Origin of the sequence: Pseudomonas fluorescens, assembly GCF_000802965.1 — a bacterium.
Taxonomy (GTDB): Bacteria; Pseudomonadota; Gammaproteobacteria; order Pseudomonadales; family Pseudomonadaceae; genus Aquipseudomonas; species Aquipseudomonas fluorescens_A.
The window spans coordinates 129,773-149,198 of the sequence record NZ_JSAK01000033.1; the positions used below are offsets into that span (position 1 = coordinate 129,773).

The 19,426-nt window shown below is 59.8% G+C and carries 17 protein-coding genes; 4 read left to right on the top strand and 13 right to left on the bottom strand.

Going from position 1 to position 19,426, the window contains the following annotated elements; all coding sequences use genetic code 11:
- Window positions 1-117: 117 nt before the first annotated feature.
- Genes NL64_RS25295 through NL64_RS25305 form a run of 3 tightly spaced genes read right to left on the bottom strand, consistent with a single transcriptional unit; the run spans window position 118 to window position 1,509 of the window.
- Window positions 118-333, bottom strand: a complete 216-nt coding sequence (locus NL64_RS25295; RefSeq protein WP_034150808.1) for a DUF1289 domain-containing protein — start codon at window positions 331-333, stop codon at window positions 118-120.
- A complete protein-coding gene (locus NL64_RS25300; protein WP_034150809.1) occupies window positions 330-854 on the bottom strand; it encodes a gamma carbonic anhydrase family protein in 525 nt (174 codons plus the stop codon). The genes NL64_RS25295 and NL64_RS25300 overlap by 4 nt, the downstream gene beginning before the upstream one ends.
- A 55-nt stretch (window positions 855-909) precedes the next feature.
- Window positions 910-1,509, bottom strand: coding sequence for a CoA pyrophosphatase (locus NL64_RS25305; protein WP_034150810.1), 600 nt, complete (start codon window positions 1,507-1,509; stop codon window positions 910-912).
- A 147-nt stretch (window positions 1,510-1,656) separates the two neighbouring features.
- Here NL64_RS25305 and NL64_RS25310 point away from each other — a divergent pair, with 147 nt between their 5' ends.
- On the top strand, window positions 1,657-2,208 hold the full coding sequence (locus NL64_RS25310) for an NUDIX hydrolase (protein ID WP_034150811.1): 552 nt from the start codon (window positions 1,657-1,659) through the stop codon (window positions 2,206-2,208).
- Window positions 2,209-2,316: 108 nt separating this feature from the next.
- Window positions 2,317-2,820, top strand: a complete 504-nt coding sequence (locus NL64_RS25315) for a L,D-transpeptidase family protein (RefSeq protein WP_034150812.1) — start codon at window positions 2,317-2,319, stop codon at window positions 2,818-2,820.
- Between the two features lie 169 nt (window positions 2,821-2,989).
- Here NL64_RS25315 and NL64_RS25320 read toward each other — a convergent pair whose 3' ends face one another.
- Together NL64_RS25320 and purL are read right to left on the bottom strand one after the other, a co-directional pair.
- Complete coding sequence (locus tag NL64_RS25320; RefSeq protein ID WP_034150813.1) at window positions 2,990-3,301, bottom strand: Nif3-like dinuclear metal center hexameric protein; 312 nt, start codon at window positions 3,299-3,301, stop codon at window positions 2,990-2,992.
- Between the two features lie 5 nt (window positions 3,302-3,306).
- Entirely contained in the window at window positions 3,307-7,203 is a 3,897-nt protein-coding gene (gene purL / locus NL64_RS25325; RefSeq protein WP_034150814.1) for a phosphoribosylformylglycinamidine synthase, read from the bottom strand.
- 285 nt (window positions 7,204-7,488) lie between these two features.
- Between purL and mltF the strand changes: the two genes are divergently transcribed.
- Window positions 7,489-8,949: a membrane-bound lytic murein transglycosylase MltF gene (gene mltF / locus NL64_RS25330; protein WP_034150815.1), complete on the top strand. Its 1,461-nt coding sequence runs from the start codon at window positions 7,489-7,491 to the stop codon at window positions 8,947-8,949.
- A gap of 208 nt (window positions 8,950-9,157) precedes the next feature.
- Here mltF and pdxJ read toward each other — a convergent pair whose 3' ends face one another.
- The 8 genes from pdxJ to lptF all read right to left on the bottom strand — a co-directional run bounded on the left by pdxJ (window position 9,158) and on the right by lptF (window position 17,539).
- Window positions 9,158-9,904, bottom strand: coding sequence for a pyridoxine 5'-phosphate synthase (gene pdxJ / locus NL64_RS25335; RefSeq protein ID WP_034150816.1), 747 nt, complete (start codon window positions 9,902-9,904; stop codon window positions 9,158-9,160).
- A 52-nt stretch (window positions 9,905-9,956) separates the two neighbouring features.
- Window positions 9,957-10,646, bottom strand: coding sequence for a DNA repair protein RecO (gene recO, locus NL64_RS25340; RefSeq protein ID WP_034150874.1), 690 nt, complete (start codon window positions 10,644-10,646; stop codon window positions 9,957-9,959).
- Window positions 10,647-10,766: 120 nt separating this feature from the next.
- Window positions 10,767-11,669, bottom strand: coding sequence for a GTPase Era (gene era / locus NL64_RS25345; protein WP_034150817.1), 903 nt, complete (start codon window positions 11,667-11,669; stop codon window positions 10,767-10,769).
- A complete protein-coding gene (gene rnc / locus NL64_RS25350; RefSeq protein ID WP_034150818.1) occupies window positions 11,662-12,351 on the bottom strand; it encodes a ribonuclease III in 690 nt (229 codons plus the stop codon). The genes era and rnc overlap by 8 nt, the downstream gene beginning before the upstream one ends.
- A 184-nt stretch (window positions 12,352-12,535) precedes the next feature.
- Window positions 12,536-13,390, bottom strand: coding sequence for a signal peptidase I (gene lepB / locus NL64_RS25355; RefSeq protein WP_034150819.1), 855 nt, complete (start codon window positions 13,388-13,390; stop codon window positions 12,536-12,538).
- Between the two features lie 5 nt (window positions 13,391-13,395).
- On the bottom strand, window positions 13,396-15,195 hold the full coding sequence (lepA, locus tag NL64_RS25360) for a translation elongation factor 4 (protein WP_034150820.1): 1,800 nt from the start codon (window positions 15,193-15,195) through the stop codon (window positions 13,396-13,398).
- Window positions 15,196-15,366: 171 nt separating this feature from the next.
- Window positions 15,367-16,428: an LPS export ABC transporter permease LptG gene (gene lptG, locus NL64_RS25365; protein ID WP_034150821.1), complete on the bottom strand. Its 1,062-nt coding sequence runs from the start codon at window positions 16,426-16,428 to the stop codon at window positions 15,367-15,369.
- The gene (gene lptF / locus NL64_RS25370) at window positions 16,421-17,539 is read right to left on the bottom strand and encodes an LPS export ABC transporter permease LptF (RefSeq protein ID WP_034150822.1); all 1,119 of its coding nucleotides are present in this window, start codon (window positions 17,537-17,539) and stop codon (window positions 16,421-16,423) included. The genes lptG and lptF overlap by 8 nt, the downstream gene beginning before the upstream one ends.
- A gap of 390 nt (window positions 17,540-17,929) precedes the next feature.
- Here lptF and NL64_RS25375 point away from each other — a divergent pair, with 390 nt between their 5' ends.
- Window positions 17,930-19,420, top strand: a complete 1,491-nt coding sequence (locus tag NL64_RS25375) for a leucyl aminopeptidase (protein WP_034150823.1) — start codon at window positions 17,930-17,932, stop codon at window positions 19,418-19,420.
- Window positions 19,421-19,426: the final 6 nt, after the last annotated feature.

The following is a 19,426-nucleotide window of genomic DNA, read 5'->3' on the forward strand; positions in this document are numbered from 1 at the left end:
CGCGAAGCGGTCCCAAAACCGGAAGACGCGGTGTGTCAAATGTATGACCTTGACCAGATTGGGGCTGCTTCGCAGCCCAGCGGGAGCAAGCTCCCTCGCCACAAAAGCCCGCTCTATTCAATTATTGGATTTGGTCGGCAACATCCAGATCAACCCACTGGCTTTCGCCCGCTCATGACACAACCCCAGCACCTTGCGGCGCTCCTCGTTGTCCATCCGGCTCCAACGGGTGATTTCTTCTACCGTACGCTGGCAACCGGTGCAGATGTCATCGTCGTCCAGCGCACAGATGTTCACGCAGGGCGATGCCACTGGGCGTTCGGTAGCGGTCATTGTTCTTGCTCGGCCAGATCACGGGCATAACGCTGGGAGTTATGCACGTAGTGAGCGGCACTGGCTTCCAGCATCTTCTTCTGCTGTTCGGTCAACTCGCGCACAACCTTGCCGGGCGAACCCATCACCAGCGAGCCGTCGGGAATTTCCTTGCCTTCGCCGATCAGCGAATTGGCGCCGATGATGCAGTTCTTGCCGATTTTCGCGCCGTTGAGAATGACAGCGTTGATCCCGATCAGGCTGTAATCCCCAACAGTGCAGCCATGGAGCATGGCATTGTGGCCGATGGTCACGCCGGTGCCGATGGTCAGCGGGTAGCCCATGTCGGTGTGCATCACGGTGCCGTCCTGGACGTTGCTGTTCTTGCCGATCAGGATCAACTCGTTGTCGCCGCGCAGCACGGCGTTGAACCAGACGTTGGCGCCCTCTTCCAGCTTGACCTTGCCCACGAGCACGGCGTTGGGTGCGACCCAGCTCTGTGGGTGGGTCTCGACACGGGCGTCGCCCAGGCGGTATTTCATCGTGTTGTCCTCAAGGCTCAGGCAGCGGCGTGTTCAGGCCATTCGAATGATGGCTTCAAGTATTGATAAAGCTTTTCGGGGGTTGGTGCAGGCTGATTTTCGCGTCATAGAGCAGGTTGATCAACTCGACGATCATGATCGCTGTCAGGCCCCAGATCTTGTACTCGCCATAGCGATAGCTCGGCACGTACCAACTGCGGCCTTGATAATCGATGCGGTGGGTGTGTTCACGCGGGTCCTTGCGGAAGAATTCCAGCGGCACGCTGAAAACCGCGGCGATCTCGGCATCATTGGCCTGGTACTCGACGAAGTCCGGAATCACCCCAACATAAGGGGTGACCTTGATGCCGTGCAGGGAAATCAGCGGGCTCAACGGGCCGATCACCTCGACCAATCCGGGCGGCAGGCCGATCTCTTCTTCGGCTTCGCGCAGGGCAGTGAAAATCAGGTCCGGGTCTTCGGGGTCGCGTCGGCCGCCGGGAAAAGCGACTTCGCCGCCATGGGTCGAGAGTCCGCTGGCACGCAGGGTCAATACCAACTCCGGCTCATCACTGCGAGTGATGGGCACCAGGACGGCGGCCTCGGGGAAACGTCGGTCGGTCTCCAGCGTTCGCGGTGTGTGGTTACTTACCCGATGCAGTAGCTCGTCCAGCATGAGTGTTCTCGATCTGTACCTTACCCTGCATCATGCACCAATCGCATCGGTCGCCCAACCCCCCGAATGGCGGCGTGTCGCGAAACGACAACTTGCCGTCAGACACCGCCGCACGCCAAGATAGGCGCAGCATTCAGGAACCCAAGCATGAAATTTTGCAGTCAGTGCGGCAACCCGGTGACCCAGCGCATTCCAGAAGGCGATTCGCGCCTGCGTTTCGTCTGCGACAGCTGTCACGTCATTCATTACCAGAACCCCAATATCGTCGCCGGGTGCGTGGCGACCTGGGGCTCCAAGGTGTTGCTGTGCCGACGCGCCATCGAGCCGCGCCTCGGCTACTGGACCCTGCCCGCCGGTTTCATGGAGAACGGCGAGACCATCGAGCAGGCGGCCATCCGCGAAACCGCCGAGGAAGCCTGCGCCCGGGTGCGCAACCTGAGCATCTATACGCTGATCGACGTGCCGCACATCAGCCAGGTGCACGTGTTTTTCCGCGCCGAACTGGCGGACCTGGACTTTTCTGCCGGTCCGGAGAGCCTGGAAGTGCAACTATTCGACGAAGCCGACATTCCTTGGTCCGAGTTGGCTTTCCGCACGGTGGGCCGTACCTTAGAATGCTTCTTCGCTGACCGTCGGACCGAGGTCTACCCCGTGCGGTCAGAATCGATCCCGCCGCTGGCTCAGCCTGCAATTATTTGATTACAAATTCGGCACCGTCGCAGGCGCTTAAAGATTGCTGCCTGCGGCAGCTCCTTGCAAAAACATCTATAACTAAATAGTCGCGACACCTCTTGGGGAATCGTTTCAATGCGCTGGTTGCTTGCCCTGTTTTGCTTGTCGTTTGTAGCGCTGTCCCAGGCTTCCGCCGTGGAAACGCTCAACGGCAAGCCCATCGAGAAAATTCTGGTTCTCAAGTCCTCTCATCAATTGCAATTGATCAATGACGGCAAGCCGCTGAAGACCTATCGCATTTCCCTGGGCAAACGCCCCAAGGGGCCGAAGCTGATGGAGGGTGACAAGCGCACGCCGGAGGGTTTCTATTGGGTCGACTGGCGCAAAGTCAGTGACCGCTTCAACCTGGCGATGCACATCTCCTACCCGAACATCAGCGATTCCGCCCGCGCCCGCCGCGAAGGCGTCGAGCCTGGTGGCATGATCATGATCCACGGCACCCCGGACACCGAAGACACTCCGGAAGACCTGTTCCACACCCTGGACTGGACCGATGGCTGCATCGCCATGCGCAACATGGACATGCGCGAAATCTGGAACCTGGTGCCGGATGGCACGATGATCGAAATCCGCCCATAAGTTCGACACGCACCCTGTAGGAGCTGCCGCAGGCTGCGATCTTTTGATCTTGATTTTTTAAGATCAAAAGATCGCAGCCTTCGGCAGCTCCTACAGGGGGTGCGTTAAAGGCAATAAAAAACCCGCTGAAATCGCTTTCAGCGGGTTTTTTGTTTAAGCGACGAGAAGATCAGAAATCCTCCAACCGCCACACTTCATAAGCTGGTGTCTCGTAGGGGTGACTCTGTTTCAAAGCCGCCACCACCGAACGAATCAACTCATCCGCTACCACAAGCTCAACTTTCCATTCCTCGACCTGCTCGACCTGCCCCGCTTCGCCAATGAACGGCGAACTGCCATCCAACGGACGAAACTGGCCTTGGCCCAACACCTGCCAGGCGCAATGGTCATAAGCCCCGATCCGCCCGCCACCGGCAGCGAATACGGCGCTCTTGACCACCTCGACATGACTGTCAGGAACGAAAAAGCTGAGCTTGTACACAGCTATCAGTTAACCCAGACGCGGGCATTACGGAACATGCGCATCCAAGGTGCGTCTTCGTTCCAGTCTTCCGAACGCCACGAGTTCTGCACGGCGCGGAACACACGCTCCGGGTGCGGCATCATGATCGTTACGCGACCGTCGCGGCTGGTCAAACCGGTGATCCCGCGCGGTGAGCCGTTCGGGTTGGCCGGGTAGGTTTCGGTGACCTTGCCGTGGTTGTCGACAAAACGCATCGCCACGCAACCGGACAGATCGGCTTCCAGCAGAGCTTCTTCGCTGGCGAACTCGGCATGACCTTCACCGTGAGCAATGGCGATTGGCATACGCGAACCGGCCATGCCCTGCAGGAAGATCGAGTTCGATTCCTGGATCTGCACCATTGCTACGCGCGCTTCGAATTGCTCGGAGCGGTTACGCACGAAGTGCGGCCAGAACTCGCTGCCCGGGATCAGCTCGTGGAGGTTGGACATCATCTGGCAACCGTTGCACACGCCGAGGGTGAAGCTGTCGTTACGTTCGAAGAAGCCCTGGAACGCATCGCGGGCACGGCTGTTGAACAGCGCGGATTTCGCCCAGCCTTCACCGGCACCCAATACGTCGCCGTAGGAGAAACCGCCGCAAGCAACCAGGCCCTTGAACTCGTTCAGGTCGACACGGCCGGCCAGAATGTCGCTCATGTGCACGTCGATCGCGTTGAAACCGGCGCGGTCGAACGCCGCTGCCATTTCCACCTGACCGTTGACGCCCTGCTCACGCAGCACGGCAACCTGTGGACGGATGCCTTTCTTGATGTAAGGCGCAGCGATGTCCTGGTTGACGTCGTAGCTGAGCTTGACGCTCAGGCCCGGATTGTCTTCTTCCAGCAACACGTCGAACTCTTGATCGGCGCAGTCGGCGTTGTCACGCAGACGCTGGATCTGGTAGCTGGTCTCCGCCCACTGGCGCTGCATCAGACGACGCTGGCCTTCGAACACGGTGTCACCGTTGAAGGTGATGTTGATCTGGCCGTTGTTGATCGGCTGACCGATCACCGACACGCACTCGCCCAGACCGGCAGCGCTGAACTGCGCGAGGATGTCCGGCGTAGCGTCCTGGCGAACCTGGATCACGGCACCCAGTTCTTCGTTGAACAGGATCGCGGCGATGTCAGCGGAGGTTTCAGCCAGACCGTCGAGGTTTAGGCTCAGGCCGCAATGACCGGCGAAGGCCATTTCCACGGCGCTGGTCAGCAGACCACCGTCGGAACGGTCGTGGTAAGCCAGCAGGTGACCGTCGGCGTTGAGGCCCTGGATCACGGCGAAGAAGGCTTTCAGGTCTTCGGCGTCATCGACGTCCGGAGCCTGTTTGCCGAGCTTGCCGTGAACCTGGGCCAGGATCGAGGCGCCCATGCGGTTCTGGCCACGGCCGAGGTCGATCAGGATCAGGTCGGTGGTGCCCTTGTCCATGCGCAGTTGCGGGATCAGGGTCTGACGGATGTCAGTCACTGGCGCGAAACCGGTCACGATCAGCGACATTGGCGACGTGACGGATTTGTCGACGCCTTCATCGTTCCAGCGCGTAGCCATGGACATCGAGTCCTTGCCCACCGGAATGGTGATGCCCAGCTCAGGGCACAGTTCCATGCCGACCGCTTTCACGGTGTCGTACAGACGTGCGTCTTCACCCGGGTGACCGGCAGCGGACATCCAGTTCGCCGACAACTTGATGTCGGAGATCTTGCCGATGCGCGAGGCCGCGATGTTGGTCAGGGTTTCGCCGATGGCCATGCGACCCGACGCCGGAGCGTCCAGCAGCGCCAGCGGAGTACGCTCACCCATGGCCATGGCTTCGCCGGTGTAGACGTCGAAACTGGTGGCGGTGACGGCAACGTCGGCCACCGGAACCTGCCACGGACCGACCATTTGGTCACGGGCCACCAGGCCGGTGATGGTGCGGTCGCCGATGGTGATCAGGAAGCTCTTGCTCGCCACGGCCGGGTGATGCAGCACGCGCTCGACGCACTCGCCGATGTCCAGGGTAGACGGATCGAAATCGTCGCCTAGCTCGTTTTCACGAACCACCGAACGGTGCATGCGCGGGGCTTTGCCCAGCAACACTTCCAGCGGCATGTCCACCGGGCTGTTGCCGAAGTGGCTATCCGTGACAGTAAGCTGCGGTTCGGCAGTGGCTTCGCCGACGACGGCAAACGGGCAACGCTCACGTTCGCAGATCGCCTTGAAGCGCTCGAAGTCAGCCGGACCGACCGCCAGAACGTAACGTTCCTGGGATTCGTTGGACCAGATTTCGTGCGGGGCCATGCCCGGCTCGTCGTTTGGAATGTTGCGCAGTTCGAAACGGCCACCGCGGTCGCCGTCGTTGACCAGTTCCGGGAAGGCGTTGGACAGACCGCCTGCACCCACGTCGTGGATGAAGCTGATCGGGTTCTTGTCGCCCAGCTGCCAGCAACGGTCGATGACTTCCTGGCAGCGACGCTCCATCTCAGGGTTTTCACGCTGTACGGAAGCGAAGTCCAGGTCTGCCGAGCTGGTACCGGTGGCCATGGAGGAAGCCGCGCCGCCGCCCAGGCCGATCAACATCGCCGGGCCGCCGAGCACGATCAGCTTGGAGCCGACCAGGATCTCGCCTTTCTTGACGTGCTCTTCACGGATGTTGCCCATGCCGCCAGCCAGCATGATTGGCTTGTGGTAACCGCGAACTTCGTCACCGTGCGGGGTGGTGATCGATTGTTCGAAGGTACGGAAGTAGCCAGTCAGGGCCGGACGGCCGAATTCGTTGTTGAACGCGGCGCCGCCCAGCGGGCCTTCGATCATGATGTCCAGCGCGGTCACGATGCGCTCGGGCTTGCCGTACGGCACTTCCCACGGCTGCTCGAAACCTGGGATCTGCAGGTTGGACACGGTGAAACCGGTCAGGCCAGCCTTAGGCTTGGCACCGCGACCGGTAGCGCCTTCGTCGCGGATCTCGCCACCGGAACCGGTGGATGCGCCCGGGAACGGGGCAATCGCGGTCGGGTGGTTGTGAGTCTCGACTTTCATCAGGATGTGCACCGGCTCCTGCACCGCGCCGTACTGGCGAGTTTCAGGGTCCGGGAAGAAACGACCGGCTACCGAGCCGACGATCACCGAAGCGTTGTCCTTATAAGCTGACAGAACGCCTTCGCTGTGCATCACGTAGGTGTTCTTGATCATGCCGAACAGGCTTTTTTCCTGGCTCTCGCCGTCGATGTCCCAACTGGCGTTGAAGATCTTGTGACGGCAGTGCTCGGAGTTCGCCTGGGCGAACATCATCAGTTCGATGTCGTGCGGGTTGCGCTTCAAGCCGACGAAGGCGTTGACCAGGTAATCGATCTCGTCTTCAGCCAGGGCCAGGCCCAGCTCGGTGTTGGCTTTTTCCAGCGCGGCGCGGCCGCCACCCAACACGTCGATCGCGGTCAGGGGCTTGGGTTCGGCGTGGCTGAACAGGCCGGCAGCCTGTTCGAGGTTGCCCAGGACGATCTGGGTCATGCGGTCGTGCAGCGCATCAGCAATCAGCTGTGCTTCAGCATCGCTGAACTGGCCGGCAACGTAGAAGGCGATGCCGCGCTCCAGGCGCTGGATCTTGGTCAGACCGCAATTGCGAGCGATGTCGCTGGCCTTGCTCGACCATGGCGAGATGGTGCCGAAACGCGGCAACACCAGGAACAGACGACCGGTCGGCTCTTGTACCGGAACGCTTGGACCGTACTTCAGAAGGCGCGCGAGCACCTGCTGTTCGTCGCCGGTCAGGACGCCGGTAACTTCGGCGAAGTGAGCGAATTCAGCATACAGGCCGCTGACAGCCGGAACCTTCTGGCTCAGTTGCTCAAGGAGCTTGCTGTGGCGAAAGGCAGAAAGGGCAGGAGCGCCGCGCAGGATCAACATCTTCGGGACAGCCTCGGGAAGGGGTGTGCTTTGAGGCCGTGCATTCTAGCCTAAACAGCCCGCGACATCACCCGAAACGCTACGCACGGTTGCACTCGAGTGTCGATCTGTGTTTCTGCCTCGAAAGTCAGGTTAAACGGGCACATAACAACAGCTTATTTTTACTGTATCAAAATGCAGACAAAGCCCATTCCTGCGGGGTTTCGGCCGATTTTGTGATCGCTAGCAGACAACCCCTTCGCTGTCGAGATATGGCGCCCGTGGTCCTTTGCGTATACTGCGCACATGTTTTCCCCAACGGCTTTGCGTCCGCGGTACGCCAAATGGCTGATCGCAACCGGACTCTTCCTGATGCTCGGTGGCTGTGTTGATAAACCCAACACGCTGGAGCGCGTAAAGGAGGATGGTGTGCTGCGGGTGGTCACCCGTAACAGCCCCGCCACCTACTTTCAGGATCGTAACGGTGAAACCGGCTTCGAATACGAGCTGGTGAAGCGCTTTGCCGACGATCTGGGAGTCGAGCTGAAGATCGAGACCGCCGACAACCTCGACGACCTGTTCAATCAGGTCGGCAAGCCCAACGGCCCGGTGCTGGCCGCCGCCGGCCTGGTCAGCAGCGAAGAACGCAAGAAGCAGGTGCGTTTTTCCCACTCCTATCTGGAAGTCACCCCGCAGATCATCTACCGCAACGGCAAATCACGGCCGACCGATGCGAAGGATCTGGTGGGCAAGAAGATCATGGTACTCAAGGGCAGCACCCACGCCGGACAACTGGCGGAGCTGAAAAAGAAATTTCCCGGCATTGATTATGAAGAGTCCGACCAGGTTGAAGTGGTCGATCTGTTGCGCATGGTCGACGAAGGTCAGATCGACCTGACACTGGTCGACTCCAATGAAGTGGCGATGAACCAGGTCTACTTCACTAACATCCGGGTCGCCTTTGACCTGGGTGACGCCAGCAACCAGAGTTGGGCGGTGGCGCCCGGTGACGACAACAGCCTGCTCAACGAGATCAACGACTACCTCGACAAGGTCAAGAAAAACGGCACCCTGCAACGCCTTAAAGACCGTTATTACGGGCATGTCGACGTCCTCGGCTACATGGGCGCCACCACGTTCGCCCAGCATTTGCAGCAGCGCCTGCCCAAGTACGAACAGCACTTCAAGGCGTACGCCAAGAAAGAAAAAGTCGACTGGCGCCTGCTGGCGGCGATCGGCTATCAGGAATCCCTGTGGCAACCGGCCGTCACGTCCAAGACCGGCGTGCGTGGCTTGATGATGCTGACCCAGAACACCGCACAGGCCATGGGCGTGTCCAACCGCCTCGACCCCAAGCAGAGCATCATGGGCGGCGCCAAGTACCTGGCCTATATGAAGGAACAGCTGGACGATTCGATCCAGGAGCCGGATCGCACCTGGTTTGCCCTCGCCGCCTACAACGTCGGCAGCGGTCACCTGGACGACGCGCGCAAACTGGCGGCCAAGGAAGGGCTGAATCCGGACAAGTGGCTGGACGTGAAGAAAATGCTGCCGCGTCTGTCCGAGAAGAAGTGGTACAGCAAAACCCGTTACGGCTACGCCCGTGGCGGCGAGCCAGTGCATTTCGTGGCGAACATCCGCCGCTACTACGACATCCTGACCTGGGTCACGCAGCCGCAGCTTGAAGGCGACCAGGTCGCCGAGGGCAACCTGCACGTGCCGGGGATCGACAAGAGCAAGCCTGCGCAGGAACCGGCTCCCCTTTAAAGCAAAAGATCGCAGCCTTCGGCAGCTCCTACAGGGGATTTGTGTTCACCTTGTAGGAGCTGCCGAAGGCTGCGATCTTTTGATCTTAACCCTTCAAAGCCGCCGCCAGAATCAACGCCGCTTTAAAGCAAGAATCGCAGCCTGCGGCAGCTCCTACATTGGAATGCGATCCCCTGTAGGAGCTGCCGAAGGCTGCGATCTTTTGATCTTAACCCTTCAAAGCCGCCGCCAGAATCAGCGCTTTCATCTCCGAAACAGCCGACTTGAACCCGACGAACAACGCATGAGCCACCAGTGCATGGCCAATATTCAGCTCGTTGATGCCCTTGATCGCCGCCACGGCCTCAACGTTGTGATAGTGCAGACCGTGGCCTGCATTGACGATCAGACCCTGGGCCAAACCAAACGCCACGCCATCAGCCACGCGCTTGAGTTCTTCCGCCACTTCAGTCGGCGTCTCGGCATCGGCATAACGCCCAGTGTGCAACTCGATGGCGGGGGCGCCGACACGACGGGACGCTTCGATCTGACGCTCGTCGGCGTCAATGAACAGCGACACTTCGGAGCCAATCTTCGACAGGCGCTCCACCGCGGCCTTGATCCGCGCTTCCTGCCCCGCCACGTCCAGGCCACCTTCGGTGGTCAGCTCCTGACGGGTTTCCGGCACCAGGCAAATATGCGCCGGACGAATCCGTTCGGCGAACTGCATCATCTCTTCAGTGACGCCCATTTCGAAGTTCATGCGGGTTTGCAGCACGTCCTTGAGCAGCAGCACATCGCGTTCCTGGATGTGCCGACGGTCTTCACGCAGGTGCACGGTGATGCCGTCAGCGCCCGCCTCTTCCGCGTCCAGTGCTGCCTTGACCGGATCCGGGTAGCGAGTGCCCCGGGCCTGACGCAGGGTGGCAACGTGGTCGATGTTCACGCCAAGAAGAATACGGGTGCTGGTGGTCACGGAAAGCGCTCCAGAAGAAGAGAAAGTTCGGTGCACAGCATACACGGGGAATTTACGGCTTTCGAAACAACTCTCGGGAAACCAGCGGCCGACCGCCCAGATGAACGGCCAGCGCCTGTCTCATCAAACGCTTGGCCGCCGACAAGGCACCGGGAGCGCTCCAGTCAGCATCGGCCATGGCCAGTAATTCCGTACCGTTGAACAGGCCGGGTTGCAGCAGGTAAACCCGCTCCAGCCCCGCGTCCACTTGCAAGCGATAGAGGCCGTCAGGTGCGATGGGCTCGTCGTGAATGTCGGTATTCATGGAAAAGCCGTAGCCCAGATCATCCAGCAGCCGCCACTCGAACGAACGCAGCAGTGGCTCCAGCGCACGCCCTTCGGCCAGGGCCAGCAAGGTCGCGGCGTAGTGATCGAACACGGCGGGATGCGGGTCTTCGGCAGGCAGCAGGCGAATCAGTAATTCATTGAGATACAGGCCACTGAACAGCGCCTCGCCATTGAGCCAGGTGGAAACGCCGGCACTTTCCATACGACCGACATTCTTCAGCTCGCCGCGTCCGCGGAACTCGACTTCCAGCGGCACAAACGGCCGCGCCAGCGTCCCGGCCTTGCCCCGCGCACTGCGCAACACCGCCCGCAGCCGACCTTGCGGCGTGAGGAAGTCCACCAGCGCACTGCTTTCGCGGTAGGCGCGGGAATGGAGGACGTAGGCGGGTTGGCCGAGTGCCGGAGTTTGCGACATGGTGAAGAATTTACCTGTCAGGAATTGCAAAAAGATCGCAGCCTTCGGCAGCTCCTACAGGTAAACACAAAACCCATGTAGGAGCTGCCGAAGGCTGCGATCTTTTGATCTTTGAATCAGTTACAGGTCGCCATAACCCAGCGAACGTAACGCACGCTCGTCATCGGACCAGCCACCCTTAACCTTGACCCACAGGTTCAGCATGATCTTGGAGTCGAACAGCAACTCCATGTCCTTGCGCGCCTCGGTGCCGATGCGCTTGATGCGCTCGCCCTTGTCGCCAATGATGATTTTCTTCTGGCCGTCACGCTCGACGAGGATCAAGGCATGGATGTGCAGGGTCTTGCCCTGCTGCTTGAACTCTTCGATTTCGACGGTGATCTGGTACGGCAGCTCGGCGCCCATCTGGCGCATGATTTTCTCGCGTACCAGTTCGGCGGCGAGGAAACGGCTGCTGCGGTCGGTGATCTGGTCTTCCGGGAAGAAGTGATCGTTTTCCGGCAGATGCTCGGCAATCACGCGCTCCAGCGCGTCGAGGTTGTGACCGTGCTGGGCCGAAATCGGGATGATCTGCGCGTTCGGCAGCTGTTCCTGCAACCAGGACAAGTGCGGCATCAGCTCGGCCTTGTCTTCGATGCGGTCGGTCTTGTTCAGCGCCACGATCAACGGGCCGGTCACGTATTGCACGCGCTCGAGGACCATCTGGTCTTCTTCGGTCCACTTGGTGCGATCCACCACGAAGATCACCACGTCGACGTCTTTCAACGCCGCCGAAGCGGTCTTGTTCATGTAGCGGTTCAGCGCCTTTTCGCCACCCTTGTGCATGCCAGGGGTGTCAACGTAGATCGCTTGCACGGCACCCTCGGTCTTGATGCCGAGCATGTTGTGCCGAGTGGTCTGTGGCTTGCGTGAGGTGATCGCGAGCTTCTGGCCGAGGATGTGATTCAGCAGTGTGGACTTGCCCACGTTGGGACGGCCGACGATGGCAACGTAGCCACAGCGAGTTGCGTTTGTATCAGTCATTGCCATTCTCCACGCCCAGGGCAATCAGTGCTGCGGCGGCCGCTACCTGTTCGGCAATACGACGGCTCACACCCTGACCTCGGCTTTTTTCATTCAGTAAGACAACTTCGCATTCGACGAAGAAGGTCCGGCAGTGCGGCTCACCCTGGATGTCCACCACCTCGTAACGAGGAAGATCGCAACCGCGCGATTGCAGGTGTTCCTGCAAACGGGTCTTGGGATCCTTGTTGGTGTCGACCAGTGTCAGGCCTTCGAACTCACCGGCCAGCCAGGCCAGCACGCGTTCGCGCGCCACTTCCATGCCGGCGTCCAGATAGATCGCACCAATCAGCGCTTCCAGGGCATCGGCCAGAATCGACTCGCGACGGAACCCGCCGCTTTTCAATTCGCCGGAACCCAAACGCAAGTACTCGCCCAGATCGAAACCACGGGCCAGTACGGCCAGGGTCTCACCTTTCACCAGGCGCGCGCGCAAACGCGACAATTGGCCTTCGCGAGCCAACGGGAAGCGATCGAACAAAGCCTCGCCGGCGACGAAGTTGAGAATGGCATCACCGAGGAATTCCAGGCGTTCGTTGTTACGCCCGGCAAAGCTGCGGTGAGTCAGGGCCAGGACCATCAGTTCCTGATCCTTGAAGGTGTAACCGAGCTGACGCTCGAGACGGCTTAAGGAGACGCTCACGGTTTACCCACGCTGAGTTCGTGGTTGGATTCCACCGCCATCGCCGGGATTGGGCGCAGGCTTGGGACAATTAACGCTGTGTTCAAAAATAACGTCCTGAATATCATTGGCTTCATGCTTCCAGTCCCGAATGTGCCGGTTCCAGAAATGCATTCGGCGCTGTGTTCAACAGCGCCGTGTGTGATTACTGGATCAGGCCAACCCGCGAGAAATTCGGCAGGTGACTGAGTTTGGGTTCCGGCCAGCTCATCCAGACTGCGAAGGCCTTGCCGACGATATTCTTGTCGGGAACCATGCCCAGCAGATCCTTGGGAATGCTCGGATCATCCCAGTAGCGACTGTCGTTGGAGTTGTCGCGGTTGTCGCCCATCATGAAATAGTGCCCGGCCGGCACGGTCCATGTACGGTCCGGCGTTGCGCGGTAGCGGCTCATTTCCTTGCGGATCAAGTGCTCGGCAGCGCCGAGTTTTTCCTTGTAGAGCTCGGCGCTGCCCAGCGTACCCGGCTCGGAGCCGACCAGTTTTTCAGCAATCGACTCGCCGTTGACGAACAGACGCTTGTCAGCAGTGTAGCGAACCTGATCACCCGGCAAGCCCACTACACGCTTGATGTAGTTGACGTTCGGGTCGCTCGGATAGCGGAACACCATCACATCACCGCGTTGTGGCTCACCGACTTCGATGATTTTCTTGTCGATCACCGGCAGGCGGATCCCGTAAGAAAACTTGCTCACCAGAATGAAGTCGCCGACGTCCAGGGTTGGTTTCATCGAGCCGGAAGGAATCTGGAACGGTTCCACCAGGAACGAACGCAGCACCAGCACGATGAACAACACCGGGAAGAACGACTTGCCATATTCAACCAGCAGCGGCTCTTTGTTCAGTTTCTCGACCACCACCACATCAGGCTGGCTGACGCTGCCCTGATAGGAAGCGATGGCGGCACGCCGACGCGGTGCCAGGATCAACAGATCAAGCAACGCCAACAGGCCGCAGACAAATACGGCGATGACCAGCAACAGCGGGAAATTTAGTGACATAGGACCTAACTATCCAACCTGAGCACGGCAAGGAAGGCTTCTTGTGGAATTTCCACGTTGCCGACCTGCTTCATGCGTTTTTTACCGGCCTTTTGCTTCTCCAGCAGTTTCTTCTTACGGCTGACGTCACCACCGTAGCATTTGGCCAATACGTTCTTTCTGAGCGCCTTGACGGTTGTCCGCGCCACAATCTGCCCGCCAATGGCGGCCTGGATTGCCACGTCGAACATCTGCCGCGGAATCAGTTCTTTCATCTTCTCGGTCAACTGGCGACCTTTGTAGTGCGCGTTGTCACGGTGCACGATCAGCGCCAGGGCGTCGACCTTGTCGCCGTTGATCAGCACATCCAGTTTCACCAGACTAGCCGATTGGTAACGATCGAAATGGTAATCCAGCGAAGCATAGCCGCGGCTGGTGGACTTCAGGCGATCGAAGAAGTCCAGGACCACTTCGTTCATCGGCAAGTCGTAGGTCACCTGGACCTGGGTGCCGAGGAACAGCATGTCGACCTGCACACCACGTTTTTCGATGCACAGCGTAATGACGTTGCCAAGGTGCTCTTGCGGCACAAGAATGTTGGCCCGCACGATCGGCTCACGCATGTCTTCGATGGAAGACAGATCCGGCAGTTTCGACGGGTTATCGACGTAGATCGTCTCGCCGGTCTTGAGCAGCAGCTCGAAGATTACTGTCGGCGCGGTGGTGATCAGGTCCAGGTCGTACTCGCGCTCGAGGCGCTCCTGGATGATCTCCATGTGCAGCATGCCGAGGAAGCCGCAACGGAAGCCGAAGCCCAGGGCGTCGGAGCTTTCCGGGGTGTACTGCAGCGACGAATCGTTCAGGGTGAGCTTTTGCAGCGCTTCACGGAAATCTTCGAAATCGTCGGAGCTGACCGGGAACAGGCCGGCGTAAACCTGCGGCTGGATGCGTTTGAAGCCTGGCAGGACGTCGACATCTGGCGTCGAGCTCAAGGTCAGGGTGTCACCGACTGGTGCACCGTGGATGTCCTTGATACCGGCGATGATGAAGCCCACTTCGCCGGCCTTCAGGTCAACGGTGGCGGTGTGTTTCGGGTTGAATACACCCACGCTGTCCACCAGGTGGATCTTGCCGGTGGATTTGACCAGGATCTTGTCGCCCTTCTTCACGCGGCCGTGGCGCACGCGAACCAGGGACACAACACCCAGGTAGTTGTCGAACCAGGAGTCGATGATCAACGCTTGCAACGGATCTTCGATGTTGCCGGTTGGCGCAGGAATGGTGGTAACCAGGCGCTCCAGCACTTCATCGACGCCCAGACCGGTCTTGGCGCTGCAAGTGACCGCGTCGGTGGCATCGATGCCGATGATTTTTTCGATTTCTTCTTTGACGCGGTCCGGATCGGCCTGTGGCAGGTCGATCTTGTTCAGCACCGGCATCACTTCCAGGCCCTGCTCGATCGCGGTATAGCAGTTGGCTACGGACTGGGCTTCAACGCCCTGACCGGCATCGACCACCAGCAGCGCGCCTTCACAGGCCGCCAACGAACGGCTGACTTCATAGGTGAAGTCAACGTGGCCGGGGGTATCAATGAAGTTCAGCTGATAGGTGACGCCATCACGGGCTTTGTAATACAGGGTAACGCTATGCGCCTTGATGGTGATGCCGCGTTCCCGCTCAAGGTCCATGGAGTCGAGGACCTGGGCTTCCATTTCGCGCTCGGCCAGGCCGCCACACATCTGAATGAAACGGTCGGCCAGCGTCGACTTGCCATGGTCAATGTGGGCGATGATGGAGAAATTGCGGATATGACTCAAATCACTCACGGATCAACACTCAAAAAGGCTGCAGGCATAGCCCGCCGAAAAATAGCCGGGAATTGTACCTGATCCACGGCGCAAGCGTCACGTTCGCAGGTCAGACGGCACGTACAAAAACGCCCCGGTCTTGCGACAGGGGCGTTTTTTATGACCAGTGAAGTCGGGAAAGCCCCGCCCTTAACCGGCGCGACGCAATAACCAGAATCCGGCCAAGGCACAGATACCGGCCGGCACCAGCACCGCAAACAGCGGCGAGAAGCCAAACACCAGGCTCGAAGGCCCCAGCAAATCCTGGGCAATACGGAACGTGAAGCCCACCAGCACGCCAGTAAACACTCGCTGACCAAGGGTCACCGAACGCAACGGACCGAAGATGAATGAAATCGCCATCAGTACCAGTGCAGCGGTGACCAACGGCTGCAACACCTTGACCCAAAATGCCAGCCAGTAGCGGCCATTGCTCAACCCCTGGTCCGCCAGGTAGTGGATGTAACCCCACAAGCCGCTGATCGACAGCGTGTCCGGCGACATCACCACCGTACTCAACAGTTGCGGGCTCAAAGCCACATCCCAACGCTCAACAGGCGCGGAAACCACCTCGGTGCTCTTCTCATGGAACAGCGTTGTGGTGACGTCGCTCAACTGCCAGTGATCCTGGTCAAACTGCGCCCGCTTGGCGAAGCTGGAGGACAGCATATGACGCTCATTATCGAAACGATAACGGGTGACGCCGTACAGCAGGCCATTAGGCTGGACAGAGTTGACGTGAATGAACTCGTCACCCTGGCGGTGCCACAGACCATGCTTGGCGCTTTGTGCATCGCCCCCGCCCTGAGCCAGGGAACGATTGGCCTGAGCAGTCACTTCGGTGGCCGGCGCGACGTATTCACCGATCAAGACACCAACGACCATCAGGATCAGCATCGGCTTCATCACGGCCCAGACGATCCGTCCGATCGAGACGCCAGCCGCACGCATGATGGTCAGCTCGCTGTTACTGGCCAGGCTGCCGAGGCCGATCAGGCAACCGATCAATGCCGCCATCGGCAGCATGTCGTACAGACGTCGCGGCGCGGTCAGCAGTACGTAACTTGCCACGTCGACCAAGGTGTAGGTATCGCTGACTTCGCTCATCTCGTCGATGAACGCGAACAGTGTCGCCAGACCGAGAATGATCCCCAGTACCGCCAGGATCGCCATGAATACGCTGCTACCAATGTAGCGATCGAGCTTAACCACGGGCCACCTCCTGCGCGCTACGGCGACTCGCCATCTTCAAGCGCAAAGGTTCCCAATAGAGCAGGCCCAGGCCAATGACCAGGAAGATCCCGTGCACCCACCACAACCCCAACGCCGGCGGGATCTTGCCCTTTTCCAGGGCGCCGCGAGCGGCAATCAGGATGGTCAGGTAAGCCATGTAAAGGAGAATCGCCGGCAGCAGCTTGAGGAAACGGCCCTGACGCGGATTGACCCGTGACAGCGGCACCGCCATCAAGGTGACGATGAACACCAGCAACGGCAAGGACAGGCGCCATTGCAGCTCGGTGCGGGAACGGATGTCGTCACTGCCCAGCAAGGAAGCGGTGGTCATCGCGTCACGGTCGGTCACTTCGTCGCTGACATCAGGCTTTGGCAGCAACACGCCATATTCTTCGTACTTGATCGCGCGGTAATCGGCTTGCCCGGGATTACCGTCGTAGCGGTAGCCATTGTCGAGGATCAGGTAGCGGTTGCCGTCAGGGCGGATTTCCTGACGGCCCTTCTCGGCCACCAGCACGGAGATCCCGCGATCCTTCTTGTCGGAATTGACGTTCTTTTGCGAGATGAACACGCCACCCAGATTGACACGGTCATCCGACAGCTGTTCGGTATACGTCACCCGTGTTCCGTCGCGCAGGGCCTGGAAGCGGCCGGGCTCCAGGGTATCGAACTCGGTCAGGGCATCTTGCTTGTTCAGCAGCAGTTGAAACTGATTGGCACCTTGTGGTGCCAGGCTCAGGCTCAACCAGGCCACGACCAGTGCCACCAGCGTGGCCGGGAATAGGGTCATGCGGAACAGGCGTTGCTGGCTCATGCCGGTGGCCGACAGCACAGTCATTTCGCTTTCAAGGTACAAGCGACCGTAGGCCAGCAGGATCCCGAGAAACAGCCCCAGCGGCAGGATCAGCTGAAGAAAACCGGGCAGACGGAAGCCCATGATCAGGAATAGCGAGCCCGGGTCCAGCAGACCCGACGCCGCCTGGGCGAGGTATTTGATGAAACGCCCGCTCATGATGATGACCAGCAGCACGGCGCTGACGGCGCTCAAGGTCAACAGGACTTCGCGGGATAGATAACGGAAGACGATCAAACCAGACACTCCAGGGTTGTCAGGCTAAGGCGGCCAAACAAGCAAACACATCAGACAGCCCGCAAGGCAGAGCCGCCGAAAAAGATGGCGCATTATCCTGTGATTGAGTGCGCCTGTCACTGCGCATTGGTGCGGGGGTGTAGGAGCAAGCTTGCTCGAGATGGTCGTCAACGATAACGCGGGAAGTCTGAAACCCCACGGTGGCCTCAGGTTTCTCGCGAGCAGGCTCGCTCCTACAATCGTACAACCGAGGGTTGTCAGGCGCCGCTGGCGAGGTTCAAACTGCGGCCTTTGTCGCCGGCAGGTACTGGCGCCTTCCTATTTATAAGCAAGCGACGCCTTTAACTTGTCGAGCGCTTGCGTGATGACCATCAATTCAGGGACCCGGACATGGAACTGGTTGTAAAAAGCGTTAACCCGGAAACGTTGAAGACCGCCACGCTGGTCGTCGCCGTTAGCGAAGGCCGCAAGCTCGGTGCCGCTGCCAAACAACTCGACGAACTCAGCGGTGGTGCGATCAGCGCCGTGCTCAAGCGCGGTGACCTGGCCGGCAAAGTCGGCCAGAGCCTGTTGCTGCACAGCCTGCCGAACCTGAAAGCCGAACGTGTGTTGTTGGTCGGCGTAGGCAAGGATGAAGAACTGGGCGACCGCCCTTTCCGCAAAATCATCGCCGGCGTGCTCAACACGCTGAAAGGCTTGGCCGGCAGCGATGCTGTTCTGGCGCTGGACGAAGTGGTGGTCAAGGGTCGTGACAGCTACGGCAAGACCCGTCTGCTGGCCGAAACCCTGGTCGATGGCGAATACCAGTTCGATCAGTTCAAGAGCCAGAAAGCCGAGCCGCGCGCCCTGAAGAAAATCACCCTGGTGACCATCAAGGCTGCACAGGCTGAAGTGCAGCGCGCCGTGAACCACGCGACCGCGATCGCCAACGGCATGGCTTTCACCCGCAACCTGGGCAACCTGCCGCCGAACATCTGCCACCCGACTTTCCTCGGTGAGCAAGCCAAAGACCTCGGCAAAGAGTTCAAGGACCTGAAAGTCGAAGTCCTCGACGAGAAGAAAATCAAGGCGCTGGGCATGGGCTCGTTCTACGCCGTTGGCCAGGGCAGCGCCCAGCCTCCGCGCCTGATCGTCATGCAATACAACGGCGGCAAGAAATCCGAGAAGCCATACGCGCTGGTCGGTAAAGGCATCACCTTCGACACCGGCGGCATCAGCCTGAAACCGGGCGCCGGCATGGATGAAATGAAGTACGACATGGGCGGCGCTGCCAGCGTATTCGGCACCTTGCGTGCCGTGCTGGAGCTGAAGCTGCCAATCAACCTGGTGTGCATCCTGGCCTGCGCCGAGAACATGCCGAGCGGCAACGCTTCGCGCCCGGGCGACATCGTCACGACCATGAGCGGCCAGACCGTGGAAATCCTCAACACCGACGCCGAAGGCCGTCTGGTGCTGTGCGACGCCCTGACCTACTCCGAGCGCTTCAAACCGCAAGCGGTCATCGACATTGCGACCCTGACCGGCGCCTGCGTGGTTGCACTGGGCTCCCACACTTCCGGCCTGCTGGGCAACAACGACGAATTGATCGGCCAGCTGCTGAGCGCCGGCAAGGCTGCCGACGACCGCGCCTGGCAACTGCCGCTGTTCGATGAGTATCAGGAGCAACTGGACAGCCCGTTCGCCGACATCGCCAACATCGGCGGCCCGAAAGCCGGCACCATCACCGCTGCCTGCTTCCTGTCGCGCTTCACCAAGAACCTGAACTGGGCGCACCTGGACATCGCAGGCACTGCCTGGACCAGCGGTGGCAAGGACAAGGGCGCCACTGGCCGTCCGGTTCCACTGCTGACCCAATACCTGCTGGACCGCGCCAAAGCCTGAAACCAA

Excerpts from the sequence above, each read along its gene's own strand:
- NL64_RS25295 (WP_034150808.1), bottom strand. The coding sequence starts at position 333 with ATGACCGCTACCGAACGCCCAGTGGCATCGCCCTGCGTGAACATCTGT.
- NL64_RS25300 (WP_034150809.1), bottom strand. The coding sequence starts at position 854 with ATGAAATACCGCCTGGGCGACGCCCGTGTCGAGACCCACCCACAGAGC.
- NL64_RS25305 (WP_034150810.1), bottom strand. The coding sequence starts at position 1,509 with ATGCTGGACGAGCTACTGCATCGGGTAAGTAACCACACACCGCGAACG.
- NL64_RS25310 (WP_034150811.1), top strand. The coding sequence starts at position 1,657 with ATGAAATTTTGCAGTCAGTGCGGCAACCCGGTGACCCAGCGCATTCCA.
- NL64_RS25315 (WP_034150812.1), top strand. The coding sequence starts at position 2,317 with ATGCGCTGGTTGCTTGCCCTGTTTTGCTTGTCGTTTGTAGCGCTGTCC.
- purL (WP_034150814.1), bottom strand. The coding sequence starts at position 7,203 with ATGTTGATCCTGCGCGGCGCTCCTGCCCTTTCTGCCTTTCGCCACAGC.
- mltF (WP_034150815.1), top strand. The coding sequence starts at position 7,489 with ATGTTTTCCCCAACGGCTTTGCGTCCGCGGTACGCCAAATGGCTGATC.
- recO (WP_034150874.1), bottom strand. The coding sequence starts at position 10,646 with ATGTCGCAAACTCCGGCACTCGGCCAACCCGCCTACGTCCTCCATTCC.
- era (WP_034150817.1), bottom strand. The coding sequence starts at position 11,669 with ATGACTGATACAAACGCAACTCGCTGTGGCTACGTTGCCATCGTCGGC.
- lepB (WP_034150819.1), bottom strand. The coding sequence starts at position 13,390 with ATGTCACTAAATTTCCCGCTGTTGCTGGTCATCGCCGTATTTGTCTGC.
- NL64_RS25375 (WP_034150823.1), top strand. The coding sequence starts at position 17,930 with ATGGAACTGGTTGTAAAAAGCGTTAACCCGGAAACGTTGAAGACCGCC.